We start from the raw sequence: 12926 nt of genomic DNA on the forward strand, positions 1-12926 counted from the left end.
TCATTGGCTCCCGCGCCCCGTGCGCAGGGCGGACGCCCCAGGGGCTTCGGATGCGCCCGAAAGGGCGAAGGCATGCGGGTCGAGGCCTTCAACGTGCGTGGACATGAGCACGATGCCATGCACCGTGGTATCGCGGATCTGGCGGGTTACCGCGGACGGGCCGCCCGAGGGCGGGCGAAGAATCATCCGGGCATCGTCGAGGGCGCGGATCGCGATGCCAGGCTGGACCCCGCGATGCTCGAATCGCGTCAGGGGAATGAAGAAGCCTTCGGCCTCGGTGATGATGTCCGGTGCTTCCGTGCCATCGTCGAGGGCTGCCAGGATGTCGACAAGCGCTGTGCGAACGGCGGGGTTCAGCCTGAGCGGCGCCAGCAACTTGACAGAGGGGCGGGGGGCCAAGGGTTGGGCCGGCGCCGTGGAAGTCGCTGTTTCGTTCAGACCTGCGATCGTTGGAGGGGAATCATGTGCCGTGCTTTCGGCGGGGGGATCGATCAGCGACAACTGCATTGCCGATCCGCCCGATGCTGAAGATGGTGCAACCGTGGGCGCGGCCGGGGCCGCTGGCAAGGCCTTTGCAGTCGGCGGTGCGTTGTGCTGCGCCTTTGAGTCAGATGGTGTTGGAAAAAGGCTGGCCTCCAGTGCACTAGGCGGCGGCTCAAGACCTGCCAGCAGGATGGCGGAGTTGGTGAGCTTGACGGCCTCCATGGGTGCCTTGGCACCTGGCGGCTGGATCGTCCAGGTTTGTCGCGCTGCTTCGGCTGCCACAAATACGCCTGCCTCCAGTAGCAGCTCCAGCAGGGTCTGCGGAGATTTTGGTATACCGACGAGTTGGTCGTTCTCGAGAAGAGCCAGCACATCTTCGGCCGCGCCGGGCCAGACCAGGAAGAGCCCTTCCGGCCCCAGCCAGACGCGGCTTTTGTCACGGTTGGCCGTCCAGCCCGAGTGGCCGGCCGCGAGGCGGCGCAGCGCATCCACCAGGTAGCGCTCGAGGTGCGAGCCGTACTGAGGCTTGCCGTAGCGGTCGGCGCTGGCCAGCAGGTTGCGGTCGATCACCAGCGCCAGCGAGCGGCGCACAAGCTCGTCGAGCACGTTGTGTTCGCGGTACTGCAGAATACCGCCGATGCTGGCCATGAGTTGCGGCACGATGACGGCGTTGCTGCTGCCCAGCATCTGGAGCACCGTGGCCGGAACGACATGCGGCAGCGCGAAGAGTCCCAGGCCACGCGACTCGCGCGCGTTTGCGCGCCAACGCACGAAGTAGCGGTCCACGCCCCGGGATTCGAGCCACGGTGCCAATCCTCCCAGGAATGCCGGCCATTCCTCGCCGTCGGCGGTGGTCACGATCAGGTGCGACAGTACCCGATGCAGTTCGCAGCACAGGCCGCCGATGAAGGTTGCTATCCGCCAGCGCGGTTCCAGCTCGCGGCGCTCGGAGATCGTCGAGCGGCCTGAGAAGATGTGCGCATCGGTTCCCTGCAGACTGAAAAAGGCGGTCTCCAGGCCCAGTTGCAGCAGGCCACCCGGCGTATGGAAGTAGTTGCCGGCGGTCGCGGGCAGCAGGTGCACAAAGCGCGCGTAGCCTTGGATCAGCGGCAGCAGGTCGCGCTCGAAGGTGGCGCGGTCCGCGCCGAAGCACAGCTTGATGCGCGCCAGCAGTCCTTGGTGGAGCGCGAGAACGGGGACCAGCGGCAGCGCCTCGAAGCCGGGATCCGAGGAAGAGAACGAATGTGCTGCGGTGCCTGGTGGCGAAGGGCTTGGAGCCATCGAAGAATCTCCCCGTGCCTGTGCGGGCGGATGGAGATCCATTGTTCAGGGATGGCTATGGCTTGGCCGTTGGCAATGGGGCCGGAGTGACGGGGGTTTCGCCCTCGGCACCCCGAATTGGAGCGAGGTGAACGATGATGTCCGCGGAGATTGGGGGTGGCACGACATAGGACGCGGTCAATCTCGGATCCCGGCCATGCCGGTCCAGCAATTGGCAGAACGGGCAGGAGCGCGATGCCGTATCCATGCCGCCCAGCGTGTCGAGGAACTCGCTGCCACAACGGGGGCACGATGCCAGTTGGAAGCTCGCCGACCTCGCGATCCATAGCCCTTCAGTATGGGCAGCAAGGTCGAAGGCGCGATCGAAGCTGATGCGCAAGGGCTGCCGGTGCATCGACTGGTAGTAGCGGTAGGCCTCCACCAGGGCTTCGGCCGCGGGGCACCCCAGTTGGCGCAGCCGGTGGAAGTTGGCGACGATGACGGATGCTTCGATCCGGTGCAGCAGGTTCGCACCGTGATACCACTCACGGGAATCCGGTGCGCGGCCGCGTGGCGGGAGTGCCTGGCCGCTGAAAAGCAAGTGCAACAGTTCCCGCGGACGCAGGCCGGTGAGGTGATGAATGGTTCGGATGCGTGCTCCCAGCGTGGCGCAGTCTCGGGCCAAAGCCAGCATCCGCATGCGATGGCCGATTTTTGTTCCCGGCATTCAGCGGGTCACCTGGATGGGATCCAGCGACGGAGGGAAGGGCGGGCGCACCGCAGCGAGCGTGCCGACCAATGAGGGCGGCGAGTCGACCAATGCGAGAAAGTCGTTCCTGGGCACGAACAGCGATGTGTCGCCGACGGCATGCACGAGAGACCAGATCTCGGACGGCTGCATCGTACGCAGGCGCTCGGCCTGGGTGGCGTGCAGATGGAATTTGCGGCAGGTCTCCACCAGGTCTCGCTGCGCACCCACGAGGATCACGTGGAGCAATTGCAGGTTGGTGGATTGCACATCGGACAGATGCAGGTGGCGCATGATCGGTTCCTCATATCCCGGTTGTGTGGTTCAACGATGTTTCACGACGTCCTCGGAGCGAGTTGATGGGGGCTTTTGGGGATACAGCATATGCTGCGCTTTGCGCGAAATCCCGCATCCCAAGCTGCGCGCGGAGAGTCCGCAGGACTTGCCACCGACAAATGGCAGCTTTGGAGATTGATTTCGCATTCGCGCACATCCGGTAACAAAAGTAGCAGTACAACACGCGATTTGCGATCGGCAAGGAGACAAGCGTGACACCCATAACCACTGCAGCGCGCTGCCCCACGAGGCGCGCGCCTACCCCGCGAATGAAAGGGCTTGAAGGTGGCCTGCGTGCCAGGGCTGGGCACATAGGCCGCGAAGCCGCAGAGGTCGATCTCGACCTCGTTCCTGGTGTGCGTGATCGTCTGCATGCCAGACTGGTCGCCATGGGCATACCCGCCACGAAGGAGGTGTCCTATGTGGCCGGCATCACGCAGCGAGCCGCGCAAAGCGTGCGCCGCTGGTTTGATGCACGCGAGCCCGGGTTACCGGACCTCGAATCCTTTGCTCGGCTGTGCATCGGCCTGGGGTGCAGCGCGGACGAGATCATTGGGGCCCTTCATCGCGAAGGGCACGATCCGGCTCGCTGCGCTCACATGGTCCAGATGGCCAACTGCATTCGCGCGATCACCGATTCGCTGGCCCGCAGGGGCGAACTGGGAATTCCGGTCCGTGTGCCTGGCGACGAAATGGCACCACGCCTGAAGGCCGGGGACATCGTGTTCGTGAAAACGGCCATCACTCGTATCGAAGGCAATGGCATCTACGCATTCACCCGCGACGACGAACTTCTTATCCGCCGCGTGGAGCAGCGAATTGACAAGAGCATCGTGCTTCAGTGCGACAACAAGGCCTATCGGGATCATGAATGGAAAGGGGCCGCAGCAGCTGCGCGTTCCGGCGTCAAGCTGCTTGGCAAAGTCCATGGCGGGATCAGCGTGCAGGTGTTCTGAAGGAAGCCATTCTGTGCCAATGGCGGGCTGCAGGAGGGATTGACCCTCCTGCAGCCGCGACACGTTTCTCAGGCGGCTTCGGCCAGCGGCTTCCACTCGGATGCCGACAACTCGATGAGCTTGCCGCCCAGGACCTCGAACTCTGTGGCCCGGTCGTAGTCCTCGACTTCCTGGCTGAAATGCGTGACCGCGTTCACCAGGCCGTAGCCCGACAGATCACCCCCAGCCACCAGGTGGCGCAGCACCCCTGACCGTTCCGCTTCGTTGAGCGTATAGCGCTGGGCCAGCACCTCCACGCTGTGCACCGGGTCGCCGACGAGCTTGATGCCCATGGTCCTTTGCATCTTGGCCGCAGCTTGACGGAACGTCACTTCCGACACCGCTGCCTGCACGACGTCGCGGACCTTGAGGAAGAACGCTTTGTCGTCGGCCTGCAGGGTGTCGTCCTGGTAGACCGTCACGCCTTCTTCGTCCTGTGCGAGCGAACGGCCGACGTGCGTCTTGCGCAGGGCGCGGTCGGCGACGATGAGGCCGTTGCGGCACACCAGGCGGTAAAGCAGCGGCTGCACAGACAGCGTGCCCTGGCCCACCTCGGAATTCGAGATAGCGATGCCTGCCTGCACGATGTCGCCGGGCGCCATCTCGAACTTCAGCTGCGGCGTGACGCACTTGATATACATGCGCGTCTCGGTCAGCTCCACGGACTCGAACCGGAGTTCGGGCAAGCCCTTGAGGATGGGCAGGACATGCACGGCCAGATCATAGTTGTCCAGGCGCCGGTAGCGGTCGGACAGCACGGCACGTACCTGTCCGTCGAGGGTGCGCAGCAAGCGCCGGTCGGGCTCGCTTTGCAGCCAGGTGTTGACGTTGCGGTCCAGCAGTGCCGGCTGGTTCTCGCGCATGCGCTCGAAATAGGCATACGGAATGTTCAGCTTGTCGGCGAGCTGCCGGCGCGCGAGCGGCGTCACGCCATAGGCTGCCGGTCCGCTTGCCTCCTCGACTACGAGGGTCGTTCCGCCGCCTTCGCTGGTGCTGTGGCGCACCAGTGGCGAGGACACTACCAGATCTTTCTTGGTGTCGAGCTGGCGCTCCAACTCCTGGGCCAGATTCAACAGGGTACGTCCGCTTCTCATGACAATCTCCTTCGGAGAGAAAGAAGCGGGGACGGCAGAGCCCCGGCGGGGATGCGCATCCCCGCATGGGCTGATGAAGGACCGGCGTGAGCCGGCCCGCGATCGCGCAATCTGGTTGCGCGCAGAACTCCCAGGCTGCCTTCGCCGCGTGAACGGCCTGGTCTGGCAGCGACCAGGGGAGACACCTTTTCAGCGCAGACGCGCGGGAGGCGAATCTGCGTTGAAAAGGCGGGATGGGCGAGATGCCCATCCCAGCAAGGGTCACGCGGCCTGCAACAGCAGGGCTTCCTGCCGCTGCCGCCAGACGTCGGCCCAGTCGGAGCCGATGCGCCGGGGCAGATGCGGGCGCACTTCGCGGCGACCGCGGTGACAGGGCTCCCTCATGAGTCGGCGGGCGAGCGCGTAGGTGCTGGCTTGGCCGGTGAAGTCGCCGTCGGCATCGTTGTCGCCGTAGATGCCCACGCTGACGACTGTCTCGGGGATCCAGATCTTTTCGAGGTTGCCTGCGCTGAGTGCGCACCACACGGGCCTGCCGGTCGCCAGGAACACCGCGATGCCGGTCTCGATGCCTTCGCAGACCGCGAGGTCGTCGGTCGCTTCGGCCAGCCGCACGGCGGCACCAGCAAAGCCACTGCTCAGCACCTTCTTTGCATCTGGCGCATCGAGCTTTCGGCCATCGCGCAGGTAGGTGCGGTGCAGCGTCACCGCGCCTTGCGCGTCCTGCACGCTGGCCAGCATGGCGGGGTATTCGGCGACCTTGCGGGACTTGGCAGCGCCCTCCTTCTGGTAGTAGCCCAGCGCGGGGTGGAAACGCAGCGAGGGCGGATAGGTACGGAGCGCGAGTCCTCGGCCACGCAGGTAGCGGTCCACCTCGTCGCCGAGGGTGATGGGGCGCGCCTCGTTCCAGATGCGCTGCGCAAGCTTCTTCATCCGGTCCGGCGTCGGCTCATCGGCCGGCCTGGCCGGAGGCAGAACCCCCAGCAGTTTCTCGACGGCGCACAGCGCAGTGTGGAAGTCCATTCCCTTGCAGGCCTGCAGCAGCTTGAAGCCGCCGCCTGGACCGCACTTGCGGCAGTGGTAGTTCCCTTCGCCGAATTTGTCGGTGTACTGGAACCGGTCCTCTCCGTCGCGGCACACGGGGCAGGCCATGGGCTTGCGTTTGAGCATGCGCTCGTGGATCCCCATGGCACCGAGAATCTCGGTCCAGCGCCCGTGCGCGCGACGTTTGACGGCGTCCACGCGAGCGGTGTATTCAGCGTTCAGCATGGCGGTCTCCCTCCTGCTTCCGCTTTTCGGCGTGGTGGCCGGCCGTGATGGGGCGCGCGCCTGCCTGCCGGGTGTTCTTCACCAGGTCGGTGACCGGCGTGGGCCGGTCGGCGAAGGCACCGCGCTCAGGGCGCAGGATGCCTTCTTGCTTGATGCGTATTTGGATCTTCATGGAGATCTCCTGTGAGGCCAGGGCTCCGTCCCCAGCGGGATGACCCGCTGGCGAGTAGCGAAAATCAGGCGCTGCCGTCGATGTCGAGGGACACCGATGCAGTGAACAGCTGGCCGCAGGCCAGTGCCTGGGCCAGGCCGTGCTGCTCGAAACTCGGGGAAGCAGGTGCCGACTGTCCAGGATGTCGCCGTGCACGTCCAGGCGCTCGACCTTGAATCCCAGCGGGTGCCAGTGCACGCGGTAGATCAGCCGGTCGGCACCGGCAATGACGAAGGCCCTGCCGGCCTGGCCGGTCACGACTTCGCTTTCCTTGACGAGGTATTCGATGTCGTCCAGCGCCCTGACGGGAAGCAAGGCCTCCGACGGGTTCGGGTGGCGTGCGGCATAGTGCATGGTTCGACCCTTCATTCGTTGTCCGGCCCACAGGCCGGGCGAGAAATCGCCGCCGTGGTGCCGAGGCGAACAGTCCGTGCGTCGGCCGCAAGCGGCGGTGTTCCTTCCGCTGCCACGCCCGCGGGCGCAGAGCAGTGAGACGGCGTGTCCTCGCGCATGGCTTCTTCCATCGCGATGGCATCCTGGTAGTCCAGATGGCCGGCGAACCCGTAGGCCACGAAGATCGCCAGGAGGCAGAAAACGTCCTTCCATTCGGTCATGGTGGACTCCTTTCAAGTTGCAGGGTGGGGCGGGGCGCGCCCCACGGATTGGGGTTTCAGGCCGGAGCAGTCAGGCGAAAAGATCGCCCTCGAGGGCAGTGCGCCGGATCGCTTCGTTGATCCACTGGGGGTTGCGGGCCAGACGGGACTCGATCCATTCGGGGTGGTCCACGATGGCCTCACGCACCCAGCTCGGGTAGCGCATCAGGGTTTGGCGCAGCCAGCTGCGCATGGCACAGCGGATGACGTCCCGGACTTCCTCGACGTCGACCAAGCCGCAATACGGCAGGGGCGACAAAGGGCTGCAGCCCACCACGCGAAGGCAGGAGACGAAACTGAATGGCTTGCGATCCTTCTCGCGCTCGGTGAACACCCAGCGCAGCGTGTCGAACTTATCTTCGAGCGGTGTCTCGGGATCTGCCAGTCGGCCGATCTCCTTGAGCAGCCGCCAGTGCAGCAGCACGATGTCTTCCTCGCTCCATTCGACGGGGGACCTGTCGTCGGGGTCATCGAGCATTGCCGCGGCAGTTGCGAGTGGAACGACGTGCGCATTTCCAGCCTGCAGCCGTTCGAGCAGGACCTGGAAGGCCGTCCGCTCGGCGTGCATGCCTTCGGACAGGATTCCCATCGGCGGGCAAGTACGGATCTCGGATGAGATGCTGGGGCTCAGCATGGTTGGCTCCTTGGGATGACGGCAGGAGCCAACGCACCGATCTAGGGGCTGTTAGCCCCCAGGGGGTGGATGAATGAACGGATCCGTGTGGCGGATCAGGGATTCCAAGGCTGGCTTGGACACGGCGCGATGCGCCGTGGGACCGGTGCGCCAGCGACCGGCAGGGAGAAAGCTTTCGGCGCCAGGCCGAGGGCGTGACTGCCCCCAGGCTGGCCTCGAAAGCCGCCGACCGGAAGCATTGGTTAGAGACAGCGATCCAGAGCGTGTCGCGCTCAGACCGTGCCGGCGGAACTCCAGGGCTTGCCAGGGGGTGCAGGGCCAGCTACTGCATGCCTCCCACGGTAGGGGCCGAACCCTTATGCGTCAATGCCCGAAGCGCCATCCGCCCACCCCGATGCCGAAAGCAGCCCGACTTCGTGGCCGTTTCGCGTGGCGATGCGCCAAGGTCTTGCCGATCATTTCTCCGAAGCTCGTTGCACCAGGAGAAGATGACTATGGCCGACCTCGATTTCGTCAAGCACGACCAGGGGGGTGTCAATGCCCGCATCCTTGCCCGAGAAACCAAGGCCGACTTCCGGCGAGTGGAGGCCGCGAGCCTGAAAATCAAGGCCAGCTTTGCGAGCGCCGAGGGGAAGCGCCTGTTCATCCGGTACTTCAATACCTTTCAACTGGGCATCCATTTCATCTCGGTGATCTCACGAACCCGGCTCAATCATGAAGACGTCGCGAAGATCGAGACGCTCATCCGAGAACAGGTGGACAAGGTTGCCGAGCAACTGAACCAAGCTATTGACGGGGCCGAGGCTCTGTTTAAAGCCAACGGCATCACGAGCGTCGCTACCTATGACACGGTTGCCCTGGAACTGGAGGTGGGCGTGCTGTCCTCCAGCAGTCGCAGGTATCTTGAGATCCTGGGCAAGTTGGATCAATTGATGCCTTTGCTGCAGACCCTGGAAATCCATGAGGTCATCACAGCGCAGGCAGTCGACATCGAGCGGGCTGCGCTCAAACGCAGGGTGCGCGACGTCGCGAACGGTGCCCGAAATCTGGCGTCGCGGTTGCGGCGCGAGATGAATGCACTAGATAGTCGTCGCCCAGCCAGCGACATGGAAATGATGGCAGATGCACAAGAGCCTAGCGGTGGAGCAGGACAGGGTGACGTCGGCAGCCTGACTGAGTTTCCAAGGGAACACGAGGGTCTTGCCGGGGCTGGCGCTGCTACTGGGAGGTTGGAAGACCCAAAGCGCGATGAGCTCACAGCGGATCCCCAGTAGAGAGAAGGCATCGCCATGCACAAACGGAAGCGCTTGCGAGGGTTTTTCTCCGCACTGCTCATACTAGGGCGCCAGCAAGCACGTGAAGCTTGTAGAGTAGACGGCAGCAATGGAGATGCTCATCGGGCCTTCCATTGCCCGCCCAGCAAGATGGGCACGTCGCAGTCGTCACCTGCCTGCTGACAGCCTTGGGAGGCTTCCTGAAGTGTGCTGGCGATTCGTGCATGCGCGCGCGTCGTCCCACGTCTCCCCCTCTTTGCCCGACCGGACCGTCGGCAAAGATGCGTAAGTCCTGCGTTCCTTGGCAGCGGAACCCTTTCGACCAACACCGCTGCGACAGAGCTGGTTATCCCTCAGATCTCGGACATAGATCCGGGAAAGGAATGATCATGCAAGACACTTCTTCGCTTAAGCCCGTGCGCTCCGGCCAGTACACCGATCTCATGACGCTACCCCACACTGGCTTTGTGCGCCAGAGCCTGCTGCTCAGATTCGTACCATTTTCCAAATCAACGCTCTGGAGGCGGGTGAAGGCGGGTCTGTTCCCTGCGCCTGTCCGGATTTCCGTCGGCATAACGGCATGGCGGGCAGAAGATGTCCGTCACTGGATCGCGGAGCAGAAATAGCCGCGTATTGATAGCTTGGTAGGCAAGAGGTACATCCCCATTCTCCTGCAAGGTAAGTAGGGGAGGCGGGGCGATACAGCCTCGAATCTATTGCATGAAGGGGCGGAGTAAGACTTGGATCGCTGGCGGTGCAGGGCGAGCGCGAGGTGGAGCCAATCCTGAGAGCCTGCGCAAGATTTTGTTTGCAGCGCGAAGTAGAGGGAGAGATCGCAGAGCACACAGTCGGTTGCGTGTCAGCGTGCAAGCGGTCTGTCCGCCTCTGAGAGGAAGTCGGATGATTTCCTTGAAGAATTCCGAGAAAATTCCATATTTGCCAAACTCACGTGCAGGCCCTGCACCCGATCGAAGGCCCCATCGGCGACGAAACGCATGATGTCCCAGCTGCCGCGCAGGGCCGTCCAGCCCCCCGCCGTCCTCGTCGAACGCTAGTCCGTTGACGCGGCCTGAGCCCTTGGCCACCTTCCCCGACAATTAGCTCCGCGCCTGATGAATCCACCCATGCAAATCGTCCACACCATCTCTGACCTGCGCGACGCCCTGGCGGGTCGCGGCCGTCCCGCCTTCGTGCCCACCATGGGCAACTTGCACGACGGCCACTTGGCCCTGGTGCGCCAAGCCAAGCCGTTGGGCAGCGTCATGGTGGTCAGCATTTTTGTCAACAGGCTGCAGTTCCTGCCGCACGAGGACTTCGACAGCTACCCGCGAACGCTGGAAATAGACGCTGGCAAGCTGCACGCCGAGGGCTGCGACGTGCTGTTCGCGCCTGCCGAAAAAGACTTATACCCGCAGCCGCAAACCTTCAAAGTGCAGCCCGATCCGCGACTGGCTGACATCCTGGAGGGACACTTCCGTCCAGGCTTCTTCACCGGCGTGTGCACGGTAGTGATGAAACTGCTGGCCTGCGTGTTCAGCGGCGGCCCGGGCACGGCCGTGTTTGGGCGCAAGGACTACCAGCAGGTCCTGGTGATCCGCCGCATGGTGGAGCAGTTCGCGCTGCCCATCGACATCGTGACCGGCGACACCTGCCGCGCCGGCGACGGTCTGGCGCTGAGTTCGCGCAACGGCTATCTGGACGAAGCAGAACGTGCCCAGGCCGTGCAACTGAGCCAGGCGCTACGCGCGCTGGCCGATGCGGCGCTGCAGCTAGGCGCCAGCCTGCCCGCGCTGGAGGCCCAGGCGGTGGAGCGCCTGCGCAAGCAGGGCTGGCAGCCCGACTACCTAACCGTGCGCCAGCGCGCTGACTTGCTGCCGCCTGCAGAGGCTCCGCAGCCGGGCCAACTCGTGGTTCTGGGCGCGGCGCGCCTGGGCGGCACGCGGCTGATCGACAACTTGGAATTCTGAGCACCGCACCCCGGCCCGTCCTACTCGCGGTTCATACCTTTCCAGTTTGGAAAAGGACAGTTTTATGGAGCCGCACAGGGGGCGGCTGTGCACACGAACATGAGCAATCAACATACGATGGATACGCCGTGACCCTCAAGATCCGCAACGAAACAGCATCCGATGTAGCGGCCATCGAGGCCGTCACGATAGCGGCGTTCCATGATGCCGAGCACACCAGCCACACTGAGCACTTCATTGTGAACGCGCTGCGTCATGCGGGGCAACTCACGCTGTCGCTGGTGGCTGACGACGATGGAGCGGTGGTCGGCCATGTGGCGATCTCGCCGATACGGCTCTCCATTGGCCCTGCGGATTGGTTCGGCCTGGGGCCGTTGTCGGTCTTGCCGCAGCGGCAGAGGCAGGGGATCGGCGTGCAACTCATAAACCATGCCATAGCGCAACTGCGTTCGATGGGCGCGTCGGGCTGCGTGCTCCTGGGAGATCCGCACTACTACCAACGCTTTGGTTTCAAGGCCGAGAGCGCACTGGTGCTGCCCGATGTGCCGCCTGAGTACTTTTTGGCCATTGCCTTCGAAGGGGCAATTCCGGCGGCTGTGGTGGCCTACCACGATGCATTCAACTTAAAAGCCGCAGAAATGTGCCGCTGAGTCAGCACGGGCGCGGCCTTGAGCTGATTCGGCACACTCACCCTACGGATGAAGCAAAACGTAAGGTGCTGACAACGCGCGGGTCAATGGCCGAGACCCCACAGATGTAGGCGGTGGATACGCTGGGTGGGCGCGTGCGCGTCCAACGGAAGGGAAGCGGGGAGGCCACGCCGCAGGAGCTGCCGCGCGCCATCCATTCAGGGGAGGGAATCGCGCGCGGGCGGCGCAGGCAGCTCACAACTTGTTAGCGTTTCATTGAATGGAGGCTTCGTTTCCCGCACTCTTGAGGCTTACCCAGAGTCAACAACGCCAACAAATGCTCGACGTTTGCGACTGATCAACGGTATTCAGAATGAATCTCCCGTGAGTGCCAGATGAGCCTTCCCGGTGATAGCAGAGTGCATTCATGGGACGGGTCGCCGTGCCTCTAGCGATTGCGCTGCAGGGGCTGAAAATCGGCAGCCGTCGTGACCTCCCGGATGATGGAAGCGAGCGTGGCCTGGGCGGGGTCCACGGGTGCCCCCTTCAGCCGTACGAGACCAGGCGTGCGCATCGGCGTGGGGCTTTCAAGAGCAATGATCTTGAACCCACTGTCTCCCTGGACTGCATGGCGCGACACAATAGTTGCCAGATGACTCTGGCGTACCGTGCCGAGCATGGCTGTGATGGAGTCAGACTCAGCGCGCACAATGGGCGTCGCCCCCGCTGCAGCAAATGCCTCTTCAATCATGCGCCGCGTGGTGTAGCGCGATGATGGGAGGATCATCTCGCGCCGGTGCAACTCCACCATCCTCATGCGCTTGCGGCTGGCCAGGGGATGTTTCGCGCCCACCAGCAGCACCAGTTCTTCGTTGCACAACGGCTCGAAGCTGAGCTTGGGCTCATCGCCGGGGTGGTAGGAGATGGCGATGTCGAACTCGCGTTGCAAGACCTTGCGCGAGATGCTGGCGGCCGTATCTTCTTCCACCGTCAGCCGCACGGCCGGGTGCCGTGCAGTGAATGCTGTGATGGCGCGTGGAATCACATGGATGTCGAACGTCGGCGTCGTGCCCACGCGCAGTTGGCCGGTGAGTTCGGGCGAGGCCGGGCTCAGCAACGCTATGGCGATGTCCAGTTCTCCCAGCGCGTGCACCGCACGCGGCAGGAACAGCTCGCCCGCTGCGGTGAGGGCCACGCTGCGCTTCGTTCGCTGGAAGAGAGCCTGGCCCAGCTCCTCCTCGAGCTGGCGTATCTGGTGCGACAGCGTCGACTGCGTCACGTGCACTTGCGCGGCAGCGTGGGTGAAGTTCAGCCGCTCTGCCAGGGCGATGAAGTACCGCAGGTGTCTCAGTTCCATGGCCATCCCCAAATAATCG

Annotated in this window: 14 protein-coding genes; 5 read left to right on the forward strand and 9 right to left on the reverse strand. The window is 63.8% G+C overall.

The features are described 5' to 3' along the window. From mobH to ACODS0_RS13635, 3 genes are read right to left on the reverse strand one after another with little or no spacing between them, the layout of a single operon-like run. Positions 1–1764 carry a MobH family relaxase gene (mobH, locus tag ACODS0_RS13625; RefSeq protein WP_060984929.1) on the reverse strand — a complete coding sequence of 588 codons (1764 nt, stop codon included), beginning with the start codon at positions 1762–1764 and terminating at the stop codon, positions 1–3. A gap of 55 nt (positions 1765–1819) precedes the next feature. Further along, positions 1820–2470 (reverse strand): FlhC family transcriptional regulator, encoded by a 651-nt coding sequence (locus ACODS0_RS13630; RefSeq protein WP_060984930.1) that lies wholly within the window; start codon positions 2468–2470, stop codon positions 1820–1822. Further along, positions 2471–2785: a hypothetical protein gene (locus ACODS0_RS13635; RefSeq protein WP_016448288.1), complete on the reverse strand. Its 315-nt coding sequence runs from the start codon at positions 2783–2785 to the stop codon at positions 2471–2473. A 311-nt stretch (positions 2786–3096) separates the two neighbouring features. Between ACODS0_RS13635 and ACODS0_RS13640 the strand changes: the two genes are divergently transcribed. Further along, positions 3097–3783 (forward strand): S24 family peptidase, encoded by a 687-nt coding sequence (locus ACODS0_RS13640; RefSeq protein WP_227468464.1) that lies wholly within the window; start codon positions 3097–3099, stop codon positions 3781–3783. A gap of 68 nt (positions 3784–3851) precedes the next feature. Here the strand turns inward: ACODS0_RS13640 and ACODS0_RS13645 are convergent, their stop codons facing one another. From ACODS0_RS13645 to ACODS0_RS13665, 5 genes are all read right to left on the reverse strand, one after another. Next, the gene (locus ACODS0_RS13645) at positions 3852–4916 is read right to left on the reverse strand and encodes a DUF932 domain-containing protein (protein ID WP_013722335.1); all 1065 of its coding nucleotides are present in this window, start codon (positions 4914–4916) and stop codon (positions 3852–3854) included. Positions 4917–5177: 261 nt separating this feature from the next. Beyond that, positions 5178–6182, reverse strand: a complete 1005-nt coding sequence (locus ACODS0_RS13650; protein WP_013722334.1) for a DUF7146 domain-containing protein — start codon at positions 6180–6182, stop codon at positions 5178–5180. Further along, positions 6169–6747 carry a hypothetical protein gene (locus ACODS0_RS13655; RefSeq protein ID WP_013722333.1) on the reverse strand — a complete coding sequence of 193 codons (579 nt, stop codon included), beginning with the start codon at positions 6745–6747 and terminating at the stop codon, positions 6169–6171. Before ACODS0_RS13655 ends, ACODS0_RS13650 begins: the two co-directional genes overlap by 14 nt. Before the next feature lie 11 nt (positions 6748–6758). Continuing rightward, complete coding sequence (locus ACODS0_RS13660) at positions 6759–7007, reverse strand: hypothetical protein (protein ID WP_013722332.1); 249 nt, start codon at positions 7005–7007, stop codon at positions 6759–6761. A gap of 70 nt (positions 7008–7077) precedes the next feature. Further along, positions 7078–7680, reverse strand: a complete 603-nt coding sequence (locus ACODS0_RS13665; RefSeq protein WP_013722331.1) for a hypothetical protein — start codon at positions 7678–7680, stop codon at positions 7078–7080. 494 nt (positions 7681–8174) lie between these two features. Here ACODS0_RS13665 and ACODS0_RS13670 point away from each other — a divergent pair, with 494 nt between their 5' ends. From ACODS0_RS13670 to ACODS0_RS13685, 4 genes are all read left to right on the forward strand, one after another. Next, positions 8175–8954, forward strand: a complete 780-nt coding sequence (locus ACODS0_RS13670) for a DUF1845 domain-containing protein (RefSeq protein WP_488835524.1) — start codon at positions 8175–8177, stop codon at positions 8952–8954. Between the two features lie 389 nt (positions 8955–9343). Further along, positions 9344–9580 carry a helix-turn-helix transcriptional regulator gene (locus ACODS0_RS13675; protein WP_142085767.1) on the forward strand — a complete coding sequence of 79 codons (237 nt, stop codon included), beginning with the start codon at positions 9344–9346 and terminating at the stop codon, positions 9578–9580. A 498-nt stretch (positions 9581–10078) separates the two neighbouring features. Beyond that, positions 10079–10921 carry a pantoate--beta-alanine ligase gene (panC, locus tag ACODS0_RS13680; protein ID WP_063460686.1) on the forward strand — a complete coding sequence of 281 codons (843 nt, stop codon included), beginning with the start codon at positions 10079–10081 and terminating at the stop codon, positions 10919–10921. A gap of 128 nt (positions 10922–11049) precedes the next feature. Then, the gene (locus ACODS0_RS13685) at positions 11050–11571 is read left to right on the forward strand and encodes a GNAT family N-acetyltransferase (protein WP_488835527.1); all 522 of its coding nucleotides are present in this window, start codon (positions 11050–11052) and stop codon (positions 11569–11571) included. A 427-nt stretch (positions 11572–11998) separates the two neighbouring features. Here the strand turns inward: ACODS0_RS13685 and ACODS0_RS13690 are convergent, their stop codons facing one another. After that, the gene (locus ACODS0_RS13690) at positions 11999–12907 is read right to left on the reverse strand and encodes a LysR substrate-binding domain-containing protein (RefSeq protein WP_063460932.1); all 909 of its coding nucleotides are present in this window, start codon (positions 12905–12907) and stop codon (positions 11999–12001) included. Positions 12908–12926 lie beyond the last annotated feature (19 nt).

The sequence above is a fragment of the Acidovorax sp. FG60 genome (genome assembly GCF_057808995.1).

Bases quoted from the DNA above. Each gene is read 5' to 3' on its own strand.
- mobH (WP_060984929.1), bottom strand. From the start codon at position 1,764: ATGGCTCCAAGCCCTTCGCCACCAGGCACCGCAGCACATTCGTTCTCT.
- ACODS0_RS13630 (WP_060984930.1), bottom strand. From the start codon at position 2,470: ATGCCGGGAACAAAAATCGGCCATCGCATGCGGATGCTGGCTTTGGCC.
- ACODS0_RS13635 (WP_016448288.1), bottom strand. From the start codon at position 2,785: ATGCGCCACCTGCATCTGTCCGATGTGCAATCCACCAACCTGCAATTG.
- ACODS0_RS13640 (WP_227468464.1), top strand. From the start codon at position 3,097: ATGAAAGGGCTTGAAGGTGGCCTGCGTGCCAGGGCTGGGCACATAGGC.
- ACODS0_RS13645 (WP_013722335.1), bottom strand. From the start codon at position 4,916: ATGAGAAGCGGACGTACCCTGTTGAATCTGGCCCAGGAGTTGGAGCGC.
- ACODS0_RS13650 (WP_013722334.1), bottom strand. From the start codon at position 6,182: ATGCTGAACGCTGAATACACCGCTCGCGTGGACGCCGTCAAACGTCGC.
- ACODS0_RS13655 (WP_013722333.1), bottom strand. From the start codon at position 6,747: ATGCACTATGCCGCACGCCACCCGAACCCGTCGGAGGCCTTGCTTCCC.
- ACODS0_RS13660 (WP_013722332.1), bottom strand. From the start codon at position 7,007: ATGACCGAATGGAAGGACGTTTTCTGCCTCCTGGCGATCTTCGTGGCC.
- ACODS0_RS13665 (WP_013722331.1), bottom strand. From the start codon at position 7,680: ATGCTGAGCCCCAGCATCTCATCCGAGATCCGTACTTGCCCGCCGATG.
- ACODS0_RS13670 (WP_488835524.1), top strand. From the start codon at position 8,175: ATGGCCGACCTCGATTTCGTCAAGCACGACCAGGGGGGTGTCAATGCC.
- ACODS0_RS13675 (WP_142085767.1), top strand. From the start codon at position 9,344: ATGCAAGACACTTCTTCGCTTAAGCCCGTGCGCTCCGGCCAGTACACC.
- panC (WP_063460686.1), top strand. From the start codon at position 10,079: ATGCAAATCGTCCACACCATCTCTGACCTGCGCGACGCCCTGGCGGGT.
- ACODS0_RS13690 (WP_063460932.1), bottom strand. From the start codon at position 12,907: ATGGAACTGAGACACCTGCGGTACTTCATCGCCCTGGCAGAGCGGCTG.